Source organism: Bacteroides xylanisolvens (assembly GCF_018289135.1).
Classification (GTDB): domain Bacteria; phylum Bacteroidota; class Bacteroidia; order Bacteroidales; family Bacteroidaceae; genus Bacteroides; species Bacteroides xylanisolvens.
The window spans coordinates 6387819-6407701 of the sequence record NZ_CP072216.1; the positions used below are offsets into that span (position 1 = coordinate 6387819).

The 19883-nt window shown below is 40.0% G+C and carries 14 protein-coding genes; 5 read left to right on the plus strand and 9 right to left on the minus strand.

What is annotated here, in order from left to right; translation table 11 throughout:
* Window positions 1–22: 22 nt before the first annotated feature.
* The 9 genes from INE92_RS25880 to INE92_RS25920 all read right to left on the minus strand — a co-directional run bounded on the left by INE92_RS25880 (window position 23) and on the right by INE92_RS25920 (window position 12702).
* Window positions 23–1048: a TlpA family protein disulfide reductase gene (locus INE92_RS25880; protein WP_008771145.1), complete on the minus strand. Its 1026-nt coding sequence runs from the start codon at window positions 1046–1048 to the stop codon at window positions 23–25.
* A gap of 11 nt (window positions 1049–1059) precedes the next feature.
* The gene (locus INE92_RS25885; protein WP_195436700.1) at window positions 1060–2073 is read right to left on the minus strand and encodes a hypothetical protein; all 1014 of its coding nucleotides are present in this window, start codon (window positions 2071–2073) and stop codon (window positions 1060–1062) included.
* A 31-nt stretch (window positions 2074–2104) separates the two neighbouring features.
* Complete coding sequence (locus INE92_RS25890) at window positions 2105–3649, minus strand: RagB/SusD family nutrient uptake outer membrane protein (RefSeq protein ID WP_074910156.1); 1545 nt, start codon at window positions 3647–3649, stop codon at window positions 2105–2107.
* Window positions 3650–3668: 19 nt separating this feature from the next.
* Window positions 3669–7235 (minus strand): SusC/RagA family TonB-linked outer membrane protein, encoded by a 3567-nt coding sequence (locus INE92_RS25895; protein ID WP_195436701.1) that lies wholly within the window; start codon window positions 7233–7235, stop codon window positions 3669–3671.
* Between the two features lie 29 nt (window positions 7236–7264).
* Window positions 7265–8425 carry a FecR family protein gene (locus tag INE92_RS25900; RefSeq protein WP_004315456.1) on the minus strand — a complete coding sequence of 387 codons (1161 nt, stop codon included), beginning with the start codon at window positions 8423–8425 and terminating at the stop codon, window positions 7265–7267.
* A gap of 67 nt (window positions 8426–8492) precedes the next feature.
* Window positions 8493–9047, minus strand: a complete 555-nt coding sequence (locus tag INE92_RS25905) for an RNA polymerase sigma factor (protein WP_195436702.1) — start codon at window positions 9045–9047, stop codon at window positions 8493–8495.
* 34 nt (window positions 9048–9081) lie between these two features.
* Window positions 9082–9783 (minus strand): Crp/Fnr family transcriptional regulator, encoded by a 702-nt coding sequence (locus INE92_RS25910; protein WP_009039694.1) that lies wholly within the window; start codon window positions 9781–9783, stop codon window positions 9082–9084.
* A gap of 116 nt (window positions 9784–9899) precedes the next feature.
* Window positions 9900–12089, minus strand: a complete 2190-nt coding sequence (locus INE92_RS25915; RefSeq protein ID WP_055235832.1) for a glutamine synthetase III family protein — start codon at window positions 12087–12089, stop codon at window positions 9900–9902.
* Window positions 12090–12228: 139 nt separating this feature from the next.
* Window positions 12229–12702: a hypothetical protein gene (locus tag INE92_RS25920; protein WP_128859391.1), complete on the minus strand. Its 474-nt coding sequence runs from the start codon at window positions 12700–12702 to the stop codon at window positions 12229–12231.
* Window positions 12703–12787: 85 nt separating this feature from the next.
* On the opposite strand from INE92_RS25920, the gene INE92_RS25925 reads away from it, so the two are divergent.
* From INE92_RS25925 to INE92_RS25945, 5 genes are all read left to right on the plus strand, one after another.
* The gene (locus tag INE92_RS25925; protein ID WP_008640050.1) at window positions 12788–13159 is read left to right on the plus strand and encodes an ISAon1 family transposase N-terminal region protein; all 372 of its coding nucleotides are present in this window, start codon (window positions 12788–12790) and stop codon (window positions 13157–13159) included.
* A gap of 40 nt (window positions 13160–13199) precedes the next feature.
* On the plus strand, window positions 13200–14135 hold the full coding sequence (locus INE92_RS25930) for an ISAon1 family transposase (RefSeq protein WP_008025715.1): 936 nt from the start codon (window positions 13200–13202) through the stop codon (window positions 14133–14135).
* A gap of 1165 nt (window positions 14136–15300) precedes the next feature.
* Window positions 15301–16125, plus strand: coding sequence for an Rpn family recombination-promoting nuclease/putative transposase (locus INE92_RS25935; protein ID WP_074909391.1), 825 nt, complete (start codon window positions 15301–15303; stop codon window positions 16123–16125).
* A 168-nt stretch (window positions 16126–16293) separates the two neighbouring features.
* Window positions 16294–18501: a DUF5686 family protein gene (locus INE92_RS25940; RefSeq protein WP_009039698.1), complete on the plus strand. Its 2208-nt coding sequence runs from the start codon at window positions 16294–16296 to the stop codon at window positions 18499–18501.
* 207 nt (window positions 18502–18708) lie between these two features.
* Window positions 18709–19839: a retron St85 family RNA-directed DNA polymerase gene (locus INE92_RS25945; protein ID WP_151921400.1), complete on the plus strand. Its 1131-nt coding sequence runs from the start codon at window positions 18709–18711 to the stop codon at window positions 19837–19839.
* Window positions 19840–19883 lie beyond the last annotated feature (44 nt).

Sequence of the window (19883 nt, forward strand, 5' to 3'; positions counted from 1 at the left end):
AGTTATAATTTATATAGTTTGTTTATTGTCTTATTTTTAAAATGGCCTCGCGTACTTGTTCACCCCGGACGTTGCGTGCAGCAAGTTTGCCTTCTTTGTCAATGACTACAAGGAAAGGGATGGAGTAGAAGCCGTAATCAGTCTGGATAGCACTTGGAGTCTTGCTGTTTTTAGGGAATCCTGTCTTATCCCATAGCATCACCCACGGCAATTTTTCTTCATCCAGCATTTTTCTCCATTTTGCTTCGCTGTCATCCAGCGAGACACTGATGAATTCCAGATCGTCAGCCTTCAATTCATTGTATATGGTTAGCATACTACGCATCTCTTTACGACAAGGACCACACCAGGAGGCACAGAAGTCAAGTACGACAATTTTCCCACGGAAGTCTTTCAGACTTACGTTTTTTCCGTTGGCATCTGTGAAAGTAAAGTCGGGACATTCTGCACCAATGATTTGGTGGGAGAGGATTTCTACCCTGTTTACCAGCCATTTGGCAGATAAAGACTTTCTGTCTTGTTCCGGTATCATGTCCAATAGCATCTTGTTGGATTGGTAATCATTTACATCTGCCAGATAGGCTAATGCAGATGCCATGGAGGGAGTTAGTTTTCCTTTGACGGAAGTAGAAATCGTTGCTATATCCGGGTCTTTTTCTGCTGGCATATAGTTTTGTAAAGTCAGAAACGGATCGATGCCAGTGAATGAAAGCGAACTTTGTTCAGGGTTCTTTTCGTCGAAGTAGCCATTGATTGTTACCGGGTTATTTTCCAGATAAATATTCTGTTCGGTTTCTCCTAAATAGAGTTTGTAGACATCAGGAATGATGTTTATTTCATCGGTACTGAATGTGTTATTAGTACCGATGATGCAGCTTAATACAACGCCTTCATTCATATCTTTTATTTGTAAAGTCGTTGGCTTTAATACTTTTATTCTTCCTGATATTCTTAGCCCGTTATTTCCCCATATGGTGGTACCGCATAAGAGTAATATGGTTAATAATAGATTTTTTACTTTTGTCATTATTATGAGTTTATAGTTCATTATCAGAGTTGTTATTCTTCATCTGGAGTCTCCGGTATTGGAGGTAAAGGTAAATCCCAGTCTTCCGGTCCGTTGGCTATTGCTTCCAGATCGATCTGATATTTATCTTTTAAATATTTCTGTACGAAAGCAAACTTTTCGGTGAGAAAAGGATATTTATCAGCCGGATATACCTCTGTTAGTCGTGCTTGGTTATAGTACATGGAAAGATGCATATATCCTATAAAAGTCTCTTCATTGGTTGGAGGATAAGAGTTGTTGGCTGGTTCGCTGATACTATTGAATACATACGTGTTTACACTTCCCGGATATCCTCTGGTAAGATAATAGTTTGGGTCATCTTCCATTCCCAAGCCTGCTATCAGATTAGTGACATGGTCGAATCCCACTTCAAATTCTTCAGGTATAATGATGTTTCCGGCTTTTACTGCTTTTTCCAATACGGGAGCCAATATCATTTTCCGGCGTCTGTCAAGGAGTGCTCTGTCTGTGGGAATTAAATAAGGATCGCTGGGATTGTCTTCTCCAAACATACAAGTGCACCAATAATCCAGCCCATCGTAATTTTCGTGTATGGGTACAATCCAGCTTGCTAGGATTACGCCTCCAACTTCTAATACGCCTTTACTATAGACATTGTATCCCAAATACCAATACATAGGCAGAACTTTAGATGTGATCGGCGGATTCAAGTATGCAAAGATATGCTTTTTCATAAATTCGACATAGTAATTGGTCATTTCGTCATTTACACAGCCTTGGCCTTCGTAGCCACTACCATATGATATGCCTGTCCAGCTGCGATTAAAATCAGCCCTTTGCAGATCTTTATAAATAAGATATACATTATAGTCTTCGTATATTTGGGCGATGTCATCGTCCCAACTATTATTTCCTTGAGGTACTTTAAAGCGTAATTCAATGCCTCCTTCTGTAGGAGTCAGTGTGTCTTCTTCATAACATGAGGTGAATAATGCCATACAAGCAAGTAATCCCCATAATATATATTTTTTTTTCATATTCATTTCTTTTGTTTAATTCATAAGATATATACTATTAACTTTCGCGTTTTGGAGCTAAAGGGTTCTGCTCCAGTTTTTTATTTTTAATTAAGACGGCGTCTGGTATAGGCATGGTATAGGAAGGATCATTCTGTTTTAATGTATATACCTGTTCTCCCCATCTATGAATAATTTGTGGCATTCCGTAGCGTCGGAGATCAAACCATCGTTGCCCTTCAAAACAAAGTTCTTTTCTTCTTTCATTTTTGATGAAAGTTTTGAGCGCATCACCTGTTAATCCGGTAGGCTCAACAAATTTGTCGGGTTCATAACGTTTAGCCAGTAAGGTTTTTAAAGCAGATAGTGCTGTACTCTCGTCATTATTATGGGCAGCTGCTTCTGCTAGATTTAAATAAGCCTCACCTAGTCTGAAGGATAAAGCAAAGTTTTCCGAACCACTAGGTTCACCTGTAGCTGAAAGTTTGTATTTGCCGAAAGTAGTATAAGAGTCTTCATAGAAAACTTTATCATCTTTATTGAACTCTTTTGCTATATACTTTTCTTTTCTTAAATCTCCATCTTCAAAGCTTTCAATCAAGTTATCAGAAGCGATAAAAGCTTCTCGGTAATAGGTGGTGGTATTACCGAAGTAACCTTCTTCCTCATACTCTACCGACTCATCATTGAATACAGTTAAGTCTGAAACGCTTCCATATAACCAAATAACCTCAGATGATTTTAAAGATGTAAAATTGTAATAAGGCTCTGCCACTGTTGGAGAAGGGAGGTTATTTAAGTCTACTAAAGCGAAGGACCAGTCTTTTATTACTTTGTTGGCGTATATCGCTGCATCTTTCCAGTTTTCCATATAGAGAAAGACGCGGGACTTCAGCAATTGTATCATTGGAAGGCTAACCAGATAATTCGGTTCATATTGTTTATCTTTGCTTAAAGTAAGGAATAAACGTTCAGCTTCATTCAGATCGTCCACAATTTGGTTGTATACTTCCTCAACGGTGTTTCGTGTCATTAATAGTTGGTCTTCAGGTAGCAGGTTGCTGTCTAGTTTGAGTGGAACTCCTAAAGCCTGTTTGTTATAGTTGTATGGTGCTCCAAAATGATTGACTAACATAAAATAATAGAAAGCTCTTAATCCGAGGGATTGGGCTATTACATAATTTTTTTCAGCCTCCGTACCATTTACGTCACCGATATAATCAAGAGCTGCATTTGCGCCTAAGATATAGTTATAGTATCCTTCCCAGATATTCTGAAGAGGATAACCATTTCTTTCCATAATGAAAAACATATCCGGTTGCCATGTATAAACAGCTTGTTTGGCTTCTATATTTTTTAGAGAGTTGATGCTAAATTCATAATCAGTTTTGTGGAACTGAATGTCATCGTCTAAGAAGCTAAGAAAGGGTAGTAGGAAATTGCTTTTATCCTGTCTGGGATAAGCAGAACCGATTAACATTTCTTGCAAAGCATTTGCATCTTTGGGAACGTACTCACTTTGAGATTTAGGCTCTAGAAAATCTGAGCAAGAGGATAGTGATAGTAAGACTATTCCTGTTAGTATGTATATAATTCTTTTCATTGTCTATCTTTTTATTTTTTTAGAAACCAATGTTAATACCTAATGAATAATTCCGTGGAAGTACACTGTTGCTAACTTCCGGGTCGAAACCGTTGAAACGTTTGCTGGCGATAACAAAGATGTTATCCATGTTAAAGTTGAGTGATAGATTTTTCATATATATTTTTTCGCACCACTCACGTTTCATTTGCCAGGATAGACCGATGTTGCGGCAGCGTAAGAAAGAACCACTGACCACCATAGCGTCAGATTGTTCCCATAATGGAATGCTATAAACATTCTCATTGTTGGGCAATTCTATATAAGCCATTCCTGCTTTGGGTAAAGAAGGAATGATTGTATGGGCTTCGTCTCCCGGTTCTTTCCAACGGTTCAGTAAATCGCGGTTTATATTTGTATATGGATCTGGCATATAATAAGAACTAGCGAATTGGTTGTATGGTGATGGCAGACGTTTCTTGTTGCCGAGTAAAAGTGAAAAACTGGTGTTTAAAGTTAATGATTTATAGCGGAAACTTAAGCTCAATCCACCAGTGAAATAAGGATCTTTCTGACCAGAATATACCAGATAAGTAGTCGGATCTATTTGTCTGCTACGTTCTTCTTCCGGAATATCCAAAAGATTGAATAAAGCTTCACCGGTTTTTCCGTCTAATCCTGCAAAAGAGTATGACCAGAAACTGCTGAGCGGATATCCTTCTTTTAATACAATATCTGAACGTCCACTTAAGAAGGAAGCTGCATTGACATCAATGTCTGTATGTCCGCCTTCATTCCAGTTCTTGGAAGCATTCAAACTGACACTTAATGCATAGTCCCGTTTCTGTATCGGGGTAAAAGTTAATGTGTATTCGATACCTCTGTTGTGGATAATACCACCGTTGCGTTTCATGGATGTTATTCCATATTCATAAGGTAATTCCAGTTCAACAATGGCATTGGATCGTCTTGTATAATATTCCAAATTCATATAAAACATACTGAATAATTCCAGGTCTACACCGAAATTCCATGATTTGGTACGTTCCCATGATAGATTCGGATTTGGGATTTGGGAGATGGTAGACTGATATCTGTTGTATAGATTAGCCACTTTCCCCTGATTTAAAATCAAATCCGGACTAATGCGCGTTACTGCATTTCCTTGAATACCATAGGTGCCGCGGAAGTTTAAGGTTGTTATCCATTTTACATATTTCTTCATGAAGTCCTCTTCTGAAGCTCTCCAGGAGAAACCGAATGAATAGGTAGGGTCAATACGGTGATTGGCATCCTGACCGAAACGGTTGGATGCATCATTACGTATATTTGCATTAACAACATATCGGTTTTTGAGTGAATATGCCAATGTGGCGAATACGGAAAGGTAATTGTCTGTAGTATTGACTTTTCTCCATCCACCATCATATATCTTTTTTAAAAGCCCCCATCCTTCGTTTTTAGAACCTGTAATCGGTGTAAAAGCTTGTGGAGTGGTTGGTAATGTTATTACTTCTCCTCTATCTGGGGCATATCCCCATACCGTATTGCTGACACCTTTATTAGTGGAAGAACGTAATTCCATACCTACTAAAGCATTAATTCGGTTCTCATTATTAAAGGCTTTACTGAATTGCAGTTTATTTTGGATGTTGTAAGAGTACTGCTGTGCGTTATTTGTGAATAATTCGCCTCCGAATGGGAGTAAGGCTGCTCCAAACTCTTTACTGTTTGGTGAGACAGAGTTGAAATCATAACCACGATATGTTTCAGCAATATAAAACGTTTGTTCAGTTTCCCAAGCTTCGTTTGTGCTGTTATTATTGGAATATCCACCAGTAAATTGGTAAGTTAACCAGTCCAATATATTCCATTTCAAGTCCAGCGAAGCTGACATGAAACTTGATTTTGATTTAGAACCACTATTATTCCGTTCATTTACGAAATTGTATGATAATGATTTGACTCCGCTATTGTATGGGTATGAGGCTTTCATTTGATAGTAAGCATCAGGGTCTATAGAACGATTGGTAGTAGTAGCATACCCCATAGGATTGACTCCTCCGGCAAAACCGTTATTCGTACTTACGCTACCGTTGATCGTTGCATTAATCGTTAGTTTTTGTACCGGGCGTATGGTGATGGCAACGCGTCCGGTCATACGTTCACTGTCGTTTCCTATTTCCTGCCCTTCGCTATTGGAATATCCCATAGAAGCTGCATAACTGTATTTATTTGTTCCACCGGAAACACTTATATTATGGTTATGGCTAAAAGAACGGCGGGTTAGTAGTTTGAACCAATCTGTATTTTGTGTTTCCAGAACATTGCGTTGTGCCAGAAAATCTTCAGAAGATATATCGTGCGATAGATACATATTCAATAATCCTTCATAAGTATATATTTGTTTGATTGGTTCTGTGCCATAAGGTGTTCCCCAGTTAAAAGCTTCTTGTGAGAATAGTACTCTTTCTTTGGAATTCATATAATTAAACTGTCCATAGTTGGGACGCGTACCCATTACAAAATTAGAGGTGTAATTGACACTTAGACGATCAGTCGTATTCTTTTTGGTTGTGATCTCAATAACACCATTCGATGCTTTTGAACCATAAATAGCGGTCGCAGAAGCATCTTTTAAAATACTAATGCTTTCGATATCAGCAGGATTTAACCAAGAAATCTGATTACCGATAATGTTTTTCAAGTCCTCTGTCATGAGAGAAGATGCATTCAATTCCAGGGGGTCTTCCTGAATGATGCCGTCGACTACCCAAAGTGGGTCTTGATTACCCAGTAAGGTACTGGTACCACGGATTTGAATTTTCGGGGCAGTACCTACACGACTACTTGTATTGGTGACAATCATACCTGCCACACGTCCTTGCAACATTTGGTCAATAGTGGTATATGAAGGCATTAAAATATCTTTTGCTTTTACTGTGGTAATAGAACCTACTAGGTCACGGCGTTGAATATTCTGATAACCGGTTACAACCACTTCGTCAATTTCAGTACTGGAACTGTTTAGAGTGACATTAATCGTTTTCTTTCCTGTATATCTTACAGTCTTTTTCTCCATTCCGATGAATGAATAAGTTAATATTAACCCTTCTTGTGCAGGAATATTAAAAGTGTAATGTCCGTCTAGTCCGGCGATAGCTCCATGTTTTGAACCTCGGACAGTGACTGTAGCTCCGGGAAGTGCTTCACCGCTTGCATCACGTATCCATCCACTAATCGTGATTTTATTAGTCTTTCTTTTCTTAATAACGATGGCAGTGCCTGATACTTCATAAGTCAGGTTAGTTCCTTCCAGACATTCATCCAGAATTTCGGTGATCGTTTTGTTTTTTGCCCTTACGCTGATATCGGTTATGTTAGCGATATCTTCTGTTGCGTACATAAAAATGAATTTTGTACGGTTTTGCAAATACCAAAGCGTAGATTCCAGGCTTTCGCCTCTCAGATCAACGGAGATTCGCTGATTGTCTTGTGCTTGAATCATAAGTGAAGAAAGGGAGAATATCCATAAAAGGCAGAACTTAACGAAATTTCTGCTTACATAAGATACTCCCTTTGAGGAGGATTGTGTTCGTTTTTTCATAATGCGTTAGTTATAATATGTATTAATAGTTATTGTTTATAAGAAATGTGCAGTATACCTTCTCTTTGTTTTATGTCTACCATATTTAATTCCATTATCATGTCGATAATTGGATTCATGTTTGCATAGCGGTTGAGATAAGCTCCGATTTGTACCTGTCTGGCTGCATCGTCTTCAAAAGTGTATGTGAATCCGTACCATTTGGAAAGATATGACATTACATTCTCAAGAGGAACATTCATAAATATGAATGATCCGGACTCCCAGGAAGTGTATAATTCTGTATTTACGTTAGATACGGTACTTTCCCGACTATTTTTGTCATATACGAAATGTTGGTTTGGAATCAATTCATAATCTTCGTTTTCACTGCTAATCTCTATAGCTCCACTAATTAGTGTAGTACTTTCCACTTCTTCATCCGCATAAGCCCTTACATTGAAAGAAGTTCCTGTCACCCGAATAGAAGTGTGCGGTGTTTGCACGATAAAAGGATGTGCTTTATCTGGAGCAACATCAAAATAGGCTTCACCTTCAACCTGTACGATGCGTTCCTTATCGCTGAAACAAATCGGATAAGTCAGTTGTGATTCTGCGTTCAGATGTACTTTTGTTCCATCTGAAAGGACAATGTGACATTCCATACCATGCAGTGTACGAAGCGTATTTTTGATTTCTTTCACTTTGGGCTTGTTGGCAGGAGTTTGATAATTAATCCCTTTGGAGTCAATGATGAACACTTCAGTTGCACCCTCCGGAAGGACATTCTCAAAAAGGTTGAAAGTGTTGCCATTACTTAAAGTCAGTTCTCCGCCATGGGTTCCTGGAGTGATTTCACCGATTGGTTCTCCGGCTACCCAATTATAAATAAGGTATGAAATCGGTATTAACAATAGCAAAAGAAGAGCCGCATATTTCAGACTCCTTTTCCATGAAAGAAAACCGGATGTTTTTTCTCCTCCTAGTAGCGGATAGATTCTGTCCCATGCCTTTTGTGAAGAGAAGCTTTTTATTAACCGGCTGTTTTCTTCATACGTTTCCTTATTTAATATCCGGTCGGCTATTTTTTGATGCTCCGGATTTTCATCCAACCACGCATGATAGTTTTTTTCCTCTTCGGGAGTAGACGAATGAGTAAATAAGGAAGCTAAGATTTTTGCAATTTTAAATTTTTCTTTGAATGAATTCATCGTTTTTTCGATTTGTTATATAAGTAAAACAATCCAATCGAAAAAACGGGGTAATCAAAAAGTTACTTTATTTGCATAAAAATAGTAATAAGGTGTAATTTATGCCTTTGAGACCTTCGCGAAGTTTGCGATAGGCGAATTTCTTTAACGTATGGACAGTGCCTTCTGAAATTTGCAATTTGTCAGCAATCTCATGGTTTTTTAACCCTTTCATAGAGTATAAGATGATATTTCGCATTTGGGTAGGCAATTCTTCTACCGCTTTGCGAACCATGTGGAATGTTTCCTGTTCGATAATGGCAGCTTCAAAGCCACTATCGATTTCTTCCTGTCCGGAAAAATTAGGAATATCTAATTGTTCATGTTTTAGGTGATTCAGACATTTATTTCGGGTGACGGTATAAAGGAAGCTTTTTACTTTCAAAATGTCGTCGAAATCTTCTTTTCGTTCCCAATAAGCTAACAATACATCTTGCGCAATGTCTTTGCAAACTTCTTTGTCTTCAATATAGTGGGATGCGAACACGCAAAGAATAGGATAGTAGTCATCAAATAGCTTTTTGAAAGCCTGTTTGTTACCACGTCTGATGTCTGCAATTATATTTTCTATATGTATGTTCACTATTTAGGGTGGAGCGACTGGTGCAGGAATTTTCTTATCCAATCTTACTTATTTTCTTCAGCTTTTCTTCTTCGATGATTTTGATCTTTCTTCCGTCGATTGTAATCAGTCGTTCCGTAGCGAACTGTGACAATGTGCGGATAGCATTCGAAGTAGTCATATTAGAGAGATTAGCTAAATCTTCGCGTGAAAGATAAATGCTCAAAGTAGATCCGTCCTCTTCCAAACCGTAGCTTTCTTTCAGGAAGATGAGAGATTCGGCCAAGCGTCCGCGGATATGCTTTTGTGTCAGATTAACGGTGCGTTCGTCCGAGATGCCGAGATCAATAGAAAGCTGGCGGATAAAAAACATGGCCAGGTCATTATTCTGGGCAACTAAAGTTAAGATAGCATTCATAGGAATCAGACAAACAACAGAGGGTTCGAAAGCTGCTGCGGCAGTTACAAAATCTTGTTTGGCAAAATAAGCACGATAAGCAAAGTATTCGCGTGGTTTAATCATGCGAATAATCTGACTTCTACCTCCCACGCCATCTTTGAAGATTTTTACTTTCCCACTGATAAGACACATCAGATGAGAAGGTGTTTCCCCTTCGCAGTAGATGGTTTCATTTTTTTTGTAGGTTTGTATCGTATAATTGTTCATCAGAAACTCCTTTTGCTCGTTATTTAAAGGAGCTAACATATCGGATAACGGTTCCGAAATATCGATGTCTGACATATTCATTTTTACCATGAGTGCTACAAAACTGTGTTATACAGCACAAAAGTAAAAAGAAAAAATGAGAAAATGAACGAATCTATAAAAAGATTGCACAAAAGTGGGAGCTTTCGTGCAATCTTATAGGCATTTTATTTAGTAAATAACAGTTCCCTGTATTTGGGTAACGGCCATATTTCATCGTCCACTTCCATCTCCAAATGATCGATGTGATCGCGGATTTGATCGAGGTATGGACGTACTTTTTCTTCGTATGCAAATGCTCTTTCCTTGTAGTTCTCCATGTGGTTGGCTACTTTTCGTGCTTCGGTCATTTCGCGAACCAGTACTTTGATGGAAGTGACCCGGTGGGAAATCTCACGGATCAGTTCTTTGCGGTCGGCACTCAACACTTCGTATTCTTCAGCCGGGAATATTTCTTTCAGTCCGCGAAGATTTTCGAGCAATCGGTTCTGATAGGCAACGGCAGTCGGTACGATGTGGTTAATGGCGAGGTCGCCCAGTACACGGCCTTCGATTTGCACCTTCATGGTATATTTCTCCAGTTCCACTTCCAGACGGCTGTTCAATTCGGTTTCGTTGAAGATACGTTCGCCAATCAGCACTGATTTGGATTGGTTGTCAATATAGTGCATCAGGGCTTCCGGTACGTGGCAGATGTTAGTCAGTCCGCGGCGTGCGGCTTCCTGTTTCCATTCTTCAGAATAACCGTCGCCCTCAAAACGAATCGGTTCGGAGGCGATAATCGTTTCTTTCAGTATGCGGAAGATGGCTTCATCTTTGCCTACTCCTTCTTCCATCAGCTTTTCTACTGATGCGCGGAATTCGTTCAACTGGTTTGCCATGGCGGCATTGATTGCAATCATGGAGGCGGCACAGTTGGAAGAAGAACCTGCGGCACGGAATTCGAAACGGTTTCCGGTGAATGCGAAAGGAGAGGTGCGGTTACGGTCGGTAGTATCCAGTAGGATTTCGGGGATACGTCCGATACCTAATTTAAGAGTGGTTTTTTCTTCCGGTGTCATTTTCTCGTTTCCTACCTGGCGGACAATTTCGTCGAGAGTGGACGATAGTTGTGAACCCAGGAAGCAGGAGAGAATGGCGGGAGGAGCTTCGTTGGCTCCCAAACGGTAGCTGTTGCTGGCGCTCATGATGGAGGCCCGCAGTAAATCCTGGTTTTTATAAACCATCATTAAGGCGTTTACCAGGAAAGTGAGGAATAGCATGTTTCCTTTCGGATTCTTTCCGGGGGCGAACAAGTTGATGCCGGTGTCGGTGCAGAGCGACCAGTTGTTGTGCTTGCCCGAACCGTTTACTCCGCTGTATGGCTTTTCGTGTAGGAGTACATTGAAGTGATGTTTCCTTGCAATACGTTTCATCAAATCCATGACAAGTTGGTTGTGGTCGTTGGCAAGGTTGCAGTTTTCGAAGATAGGGGCCAACTCAAATTGGTTGGGGGCTACTTCGTTATGACGGGTTTTGGCAGGAATACCCAGTTTGTGACACTCAATTTCGAGTTCTTTCATAAATGCGGTGACACGTGGAGGGATGGAGCCGAAATAGTGGTCTTCCAACTGTTGGTCTTTGGCGGAAGAGTGTCCCATCAGTGTCCGTCCTGTCAGGCAGAGGTCGGGGCGTGCATTATATAAGGAAGAGTCAACTAGAAAATATTCCTGTTCCCATCCTAAATTGGTATATACGCGGGTGATGTTCTTGTCGAATAGTTGGCAGACATCCGTTGCTGCTTTATCTACGGCGGCAAGTGCTTTCAATAAGGGAGTTTTGTAATCCAGTGCTTCACCTGTATAAGAAATGAAGATAGTGGGGATACAAAGAGTGGTGTCTACCACGAATGCCGGTGAAGAAACATCCCAGGCTGTATATCCTCGTGCTTCGAAAGTGTTGCGGATACCGCCGTTAGGGAAAGAAGAGGCATCCGGCTCTTGCTGGATCAGTAGTTTTCCGGAGAAGCGTTCGATTACTCCGCCGTCTTCGCCGAATTCGATAAAACCGTCATGTTTCTCGGCTGTTCCGTCTGTCAGAGGCTGGAACCAGTGTGTGTAGTGAGTGACGTTGAGTGACTTGGCCCAACTTTTCATGCCGTTAGCAATCAAATCTGCTATTTCGCGGCTGATAGGCGTACCTTTTTCGATAGCATCGGTTACAGCTTTGTAGGCTTCTTTGGGAAGATACTCCTGCATCTTCTTGCGGTCGAACACGTGGCTACCATAATAATCAGAGAGTTTGTTGGAAGGAGCAGTTACTTCCAGAGGTTTCCGGTTGGAAAGCTCTTGTAAGGCAAAAAAACGCATTTTTGACATAAATGGTCTACTTTTTATCGGTTGATGGCGCAAAATTATATGTTTTTTCTGAAAGTACCCCTATTTTAAAGGGGGTATTTTTAGAAATGAATGTATTTTTCTAAAGATACCCCCTCTGTTGATTATCCAACTTCTGTTCTTATTGCTTCTGTTGGTCCATTTCTTTAGCCATCTGTTTAACCAAACTTTCCACTTGGATATAATGGTTGTGATAGTTCCTGAATAACTGTTTGAACACTGGACTGTCCATAGCCATTTGGGTGAGAAATTGTAGGTGTTTACCCGTAGAGGTGTTCATTTGCATACGTTTTTCTTTGCTCAAGTTATCTTGTAGGGAGTAAACACCGCATGAAATTTGGATTTCTGCGATGCCTTCATCCCAAGGATGGGTGTTGAGGTGAGTCAATGCTGCCAAGATTTTTTTCAGGTCCTTCAGCAGAATGTTTAATAGTTCGAATTCGGTGCGGTTTACGGAGCAGGAATCCGGGTTCAGGAGGAAAGCGAATTTAAGGTAGAAATCCTTTAATTCTTCTTTAGGAATAACAAATGAATCTTTGGAAGCCTTTATCATGCCTCCCACCGCTGGTTGAACGGTAACTAGTTTTGTTTCCATAATATAATTATGAATAAGGTGGTAGGCGAAGATTGGCTCAGTCTGAAACCTTGGGGGATTGCGTTAAAATTCTTATTTTTGCATCATGAAAACATCCTCTTCCCAAACGATTGATCCTGTTGCTTCTTTAAGCTTGTTCTTGCCTTCAGGAATCCTTGATTACTTTACCCTAGTCAATCATGTTTCTCAGGATACTTGCTTTATTCTTTATTTAGAGGAGAAAGCCACTATTCCTGCTGAGTACTCTGATCTCCATCTTCACTCAAAAGGTTTCCTCCCTGAGATTGAAGTTCAGGACTTCCCTATCCGTGGTAAAGCCGTTTATTTACGTATCAAGCGTCGTCGCTGGGAAGATCCATCCACTGGGCAGACATATAGTCGTGACTGGAGTTTGGTAGCCACCGGTACTCGCATAACCGCTGAGTTCGGTGCTTTTTTAAAAGAATTACTTAGATAATCACGCCGTTAGCTGCCAAAGTGTAGCTGAGCATTACTGTATGGATGGCAAACAGCTTCAAAGCCAATATAAAGACCACCTGAGTGACTTCCAGAATTGGGATCAGAGAGCACATGCCCAAGAGTATATCCTTTATCCAAAGAATATGGGTTATCACCTATGTATTGACGAAACGGCTTTAAGTAAGGGAGATCTTTATACCATCTTAATAAATAGAGATAAGCGAGGTAGGAAAGGTTCTATTATAGCTGTAATTCAGGGCACTAAAACCGATGATATCATTGCGGTACTTACAAAGATGCCACAGGAGCTGCGTAATCAGGTCAAAGAAATTACACTGGATATGGCCGGGAGCATGCAAAAGATTGCCAAAACGTGCTTTCCACGTGCCATGCAGGTGATTGATAGGTTTCATGTACAAAAACTTGTATACGAAGCTGTACAAGAGTTGCGCATTACATATAGATGGCAAGTGATAAAAGAGGAGAATAAAGCTATGAAAGCGGCAAAAGAGAAGGGGGAAGTATATAAAGCAGAAGAACTCGAAAACGGAGATACACTCAGGCAATTATTGGCCAGAAGCAGATATTTATTATTTAAATCACCTGATAAATGGACCAAGAGTCAGAAAATCAGGGCAGAATTACTTTTCAAGCAGTTTGAAGATATTAAGCACGTATATTACTACTCATTGGAGTTGGGAAAGATCTTTTCCACAAACTATGACAAGGATGTAGCAAGAGCAAAGCTGGCACTATGGTATAATAAGATTGAAGAATATGGATACGATACATTCACAACAGTAGCAAACTCTATTGAGAATCATTATGAAAGGATTCTGAACTTCTTTGTGAACAGGAGTACAAATGCAGCAGCGGAAGCATTTAATGCTAAAATCAAAGCATTTAGGGCATCATTTAGAGGAGTAGTGGATATGAGCTTCTTCCTTTTTAGGCTAGCAAAGGTATATGCATGAAGGGAATTGACTAAACTTAATCCCCCAAGAATTACAACTGAGCCCGAAGATTTTCTATGAAATAAGAGCGGTTCCGCCTTTCCCGCTACTCTTCACCAACCAGGCAGTGGGTGCATTAACACTCCACACGGGGGTACGAAACCGCCATATGAAGCATCAGGACAGGCATAAAAATGCCTGCCACGAAAACGAGGCAGGTTCCCTGCCTGGTTGATATGAAGAGTATCACAAAGATACGACAATTTTCTTCTTTGTCAAAAATAAAAGGAGAAATAAAAAGGTAAGAGTAAGCATTTCTCTTTTTTATGCAGTTCTTAATTAAATGGGAATTTATCGGTTAAATGGGAATTTTGCAGTTAGGCTGAAAGCCTTACAATTATATATTTATTGGGGTGCCCTGAAAGGGCTTAATTATATAGTGTAGGGCAACGCCCTACGAAAAAAACACACCAGCCACAAGCCCTGAAAGGGCAGAACCGTATACAATTATGCCCTTTCAGGGCGCAAATTCAGATTGTCGTTTTTACGTAGGGCGTTGCCCTACGCTATATAATTAAGCCCTTTCAGGGCACTCCGCAAAATTATCATTTAGTTCATTTATGTACCGTTATGAATCAAACTAGCGGTGGTTTGATTCTTTTCAAAAATCATGGTAAAATAAAGTATATCAACTTCTCTGTCAACTTAGAAATAAAAGTTTACTTTTGCCTTCCACAAGTTTCACAGACTCGTAAGTTGTAGTATGACAGATGTTTGCTGTGATTTAATGACCTCGTTTTAGCTTTTCACACCCTTCACACTCTAACGAAAAGCTCCCCCGGTTCAAACAAAAGCTTAGGCGTTTCCTTATATGGAAGGATATAAGAAGATGAATATGACCGTATAACAGATTGAAATAGTTAACATGGTATCAGCCGACTGCCGTTGACCATACAGCCGACTGCAGTTGTCTAAGTCGCTGACTTTAGTTGACCGAACAGACGACTTTAGTTGTCTATTCATAAATCAACTTTAAAATCGTGATATAGAGTCGATATTACGTAGTATCAAACCATATACTTCATGTTAGGTATTGGTTTGATTTTATTTTATTTTATCCTCCCATACTTGACACTATTCAACAAAAAAACTCTATCTTTGTTCTATAATTGAGATATAAGAAATAATGGGAAGATTTATCAATCCCTTTACCGATTTTGGCTTTAAGTTTTTATTCGGCAGAGAGGTAGAAAAGGAGTTATTAATCGACTTCTTGAATGATTTGCTCGTAGGAGAGCATGTAATTACCGACATCCAGTTCCTAAACAACGAACAGCAGCCGGAAGTAAAAACAGAACGAGGACTTATCTATGATATATATTGTAGAACCAATACGGGGGAACATATTATCGTAGAAATGCAGAACCGGGAACAGCCTTACTTTAAAGACCGTGCCCTTTTCTATCTCTCTAGGGCTATTACCCAACAAGCGAGAAAAGGGATTTGGAACTTTCAATTAGATGCTGTGTACGGAGTGTTCTTCATGAACTTCGTGATGGACAAGGATATACCCTCTAAAATCAGAACGGATGTTATCCTTTCTGACAGGGATACAGGTAAGCTTTTCAATAGTAAGTTCCGGCAGATTTTTATTGAATTGCCGAACTTTAATAAAGAAGAGGATGAATGTGAAAATGATTTTGAACGCTGGATTTATATATTAAAGCACATGGATACACTTGATCGAATGCCTTTCAAGGCTCGTAAAGCCGTTTTTGAACGACTGGAAAAGTTAGCCTCCAAAGCGAATATGACCCAGGAGGAAAGAATGCAGTACGAGGAAGAATGGAAAGTTTACAACGATTATTTTAATACGTTGGACTTTGCAGAACAAAAAGGTATACAAAAAGGTATACGAGAAACAGCCCGTAAATTGAAAGAATTAGGGGTGGATAATGATATTATCATAAAATCTACGGGTATTTCGAAAGAAGAAATAGAGAAATTATAATCTTTCTCCTATTATTAATAGGCGACTCATGCATTCAAACATGAGTCGTTTTTGTTTATTCATATATTTATATTAATCAGGTGTGAAAAGCTTCCTTCCCCTGATAACTCTTTTTAGTAGCTTAATTCCATTGCTTTTCGATATTCTTTTTTATATTTGCCTACGTTAATGAAGGAGATACGACAATTGAGAGATAAAATATTGATAGGATGCATATTGTGTCTGTTCTCTTTTATATCAAAGGGGGCAGCCAATAATTATATAATGAATCCTTATACTCATCAGGAAATCTCTGCCGACTCCATCATAGAACGTGTGATGACCTTTGCGCCTTTGTATGAAACGATAGTCAGCGATTATCGCGCGAACCTATATATAAAAGGTAAGATGGACATTCAGAAGAAGAATTTTATTCTCCGTTATGTGCCTTCCATGTTTCGTTTGCAAAAGGGTGTTCGCGAATATCTGCTTGAAACGTACAGTGACCTGCATTATACGGCTCCCAATATTTACGACCAGAAAGTAAAAGCCTCCCAGGGAACGGTGAGAGGAAACAGGGGATTGCCGGGCTTGCTCGAATACTTTAATGTAAATATCTACTCTTCGTCTTTGCTGAATGATGAACGCTTGTTATCACCACTGGCTAAAAACGGACAGAAATACTATAAATACCAGATAGACAGTGTGATGGGAGATCCTAATAATCTGGATTATCGAGTCCGCTTTATTCCCCGTACCAAGAGCGATCAGTTGGTAGGTGGATATATGGTGGTTAGCAGCAACGTCTGGAGTGTTCGTGAAATCCGTTTTTCGGGAAGATCGGAGCTGATAACATTTACCTGTTGGATTCAGATGGGAGATGTCGGCAAGAAAAATGAATTCCTGCCGGTGCGTTATGATGTAGAAGCCCTTTTCAAATTCCTCGGAAATAAGGTAGATGGTAATTATACAGCTTCTTTAGATTATAAATCCATCGAACTGAAAGAAAAGAAGGTACGTAAGAAAGAGAAGAGGAAATATAATCTTTCGGAATCTTTCTCCTTGCAGTGTGATACGAATGCTTATAAAACGGACGCCTCTACCTTTGCTATCATGCGCCCGATCCCTTTGAACGAGAGCGAGAAAAAACTATATTTCGACAATGCGCTTAGACGTGACACGGCTACCATACAAAAGCCATCCAAGAGTCAGGCCTTTTGGGGAACGATGGGGGACTTGATGGTAGAAGATTATAAATTCAATTTGTCCAATATCGGAAGCGTACGGTTCTCTCCGTTTATAAATCCGCTTTTATTCAGTTATAGCGGAAGCAACGGTTTGTCTTATCGACAGGATTTCCGTTACAACCGTCTTTTCAGAGGGGATAAATTACTTCGTATTGTGCCGAAACTCGGATACAACTTCACGCGTAAAGAGTTCTACTGGTCGTTGAATGCCGACTTTGAATACTGGCCGCAGAAACGGGGATTCTTCCGGTTGAATGTGGGTAATGGTAACCGTATCTATAGCAGTAAGGTGCTCGACGAACTGAAAGCCATGCCGGATAGTATCTTTAATTTCGATTTAATTCATCTTGATTATTTCAAGGACTTGTATTTTAACTTCCGCCATACAGTTGAGATAGTCAACGGACTGGATATCGGTCTGGGGTTCTCTGCCCATAAAAGAACAGCCGTAGAGCCTTCCCGTTTTGTGATTACCGGTGATTATCCGATGCCGCCTCCGGAGTTTATGGATAAATTCAAGAACACTTATATCAGTTTCGCTCCCCGCATCCGGATAGAGTGGACGCCGGGACTCTATTATTATATGAACGGAAAGCGAAAGATAAATTTGCATTCTATCTATCCAACCTTCTCGGTCGATTATGAACGGGGAATTAAAGGAGTATTTAAAAGTACGGGCGAATATGAAAGAATAGAGTTTGACCTTCAGCATCAAATCCGGATGGGATTGATGCGTAATATTTATTATCGTTTCGGATTCGGGGCATTCACCAATCAGGATGAACTGTATTTTGTGGACTTTGCCAATTTCTCCCGCCATAATCTTCCCGTAGGCTGGAATGATGAAATCGGCGGAGTATTTCAGGTGCTTGACTCACGTTGGTATAACTCCTCCCGTCGTTATGTGCGGGGACATTTCACCTACGAAGCTCCATTCCTTATTCTCCGGCATCTGATGAAGTACACCCGTTATGTGCAGAATGAACGTATTTACATCAGTGCACTTTCTATGCCGCATCTTCAACCTTATCTGGAAGTCGGATATGGCATCGGTACGCATATTTTCGACGTGGGAGTCTTCGTAAGCAGCGAAAACTGGAAATTCGGAGGAATAGGCTGTAAGTTCACGTTTGAGTTGTTCAACCGATAGTTTTTCTCCGTTCCGGTTGTTTTATCGAAAGATTATACTTATCTTTGTATAAGAGAGGATGAGGGCCGAATTTAGCATCAAAGAGGTGTAGTCGCCTCGTAAGCACAGGTATTTTTCCTAGAAAATAAATTCTAAGGTATAAATACCTAAATTTATTTTAGTAAATAACTCATCCTCTCTTCTCTTTGTTTATATACATAATACAAAATGGACGGAATTCTAATAACGATACTTATTGTCACTGGTTTTCTGATTTATAAGATGATTTCCTCAAGCAGAAAACAAGAGGGGTATAAAAGATGGAAAGCGACAGACGGTAGTAAGGAAGAAAAGACTACTAAAGTAAAATGGGAGCATGGAGCCTGGCTTAGGCATGCTTTGGGAGCGACAGTTTCAAGAGCACAGTATGTTCAAAAGTATGATGAATCGGCTGTTGTCTGGTGTGCCAATCTGTTGGGAATGGAAACGGGACAATTGAAGGAAATACTACGAAACGTTTCTGTACATTACCGGGAATTTTGGATGAGAAAAAGAAAAGGAGGGTATCGTATGATCTCTGCTCCTAACGAAACAATGCAATCCATTCAAGCGACTATTAATTCTCGTATATTATCACCTGTAACAATGATTCATCCGGCAGCGGTAGGTTTCCGGAACGGTCATTCTGTAGTCGACAATGCCAATCCTCATTTAGGAAAGCGGTATGTGTTGAAAATGGATATTCATGATTTTTTCTTTTCTATACGGAGTCCGAGAGTGAAAAAGACATTTGAGAAGATCGGTTATCCGGAAAATGTATCTAAAGTATTGGGAACGTTGTGTTGTTTGCACAGACACTTGCCGCAGGGAGCGCCTACAAGTCCGTCGTTAAGTAATATCGTTAGTTATGAGATGGATAGGAAGTTGGCGGCATTGGCAGCGGAATACGGACTGACTTATACCCGGTATGCCGATGACCTGACTTTTTCGGGAGATGTATTTCCCAAAGAGCAGATTATTCCCCGTATTAAACAAATCATTCGTGATGAGAAATTCGAACCGAATCATAAAAAGACCCGTTTCATCAATGAGTATGGTAGAAAGATTATCACGGGAGTGTCCATCTCTTCCGGTGTGAAACTGACTATCCCTAAAGCCAGAAAGAGGGAAATCCGGAAGAATGTCTATTTCATCCTGACGAAAGGTTTGGCAGAACATCAGCGACGGATTGGTTCGAGTGATCCTGTCTATCTGAAACGGTTGATTGGAGAGCTTTGTTATTGGCGGTCAATAGAACCGGACAATAGCTATGTATCCGATTCTATTGCTGCTCTGAAACGTTTGGAGAAAGGGTATTGATCTAATTCCTGTCACCTGAATCTACTAGACAGGATCACTCGAAC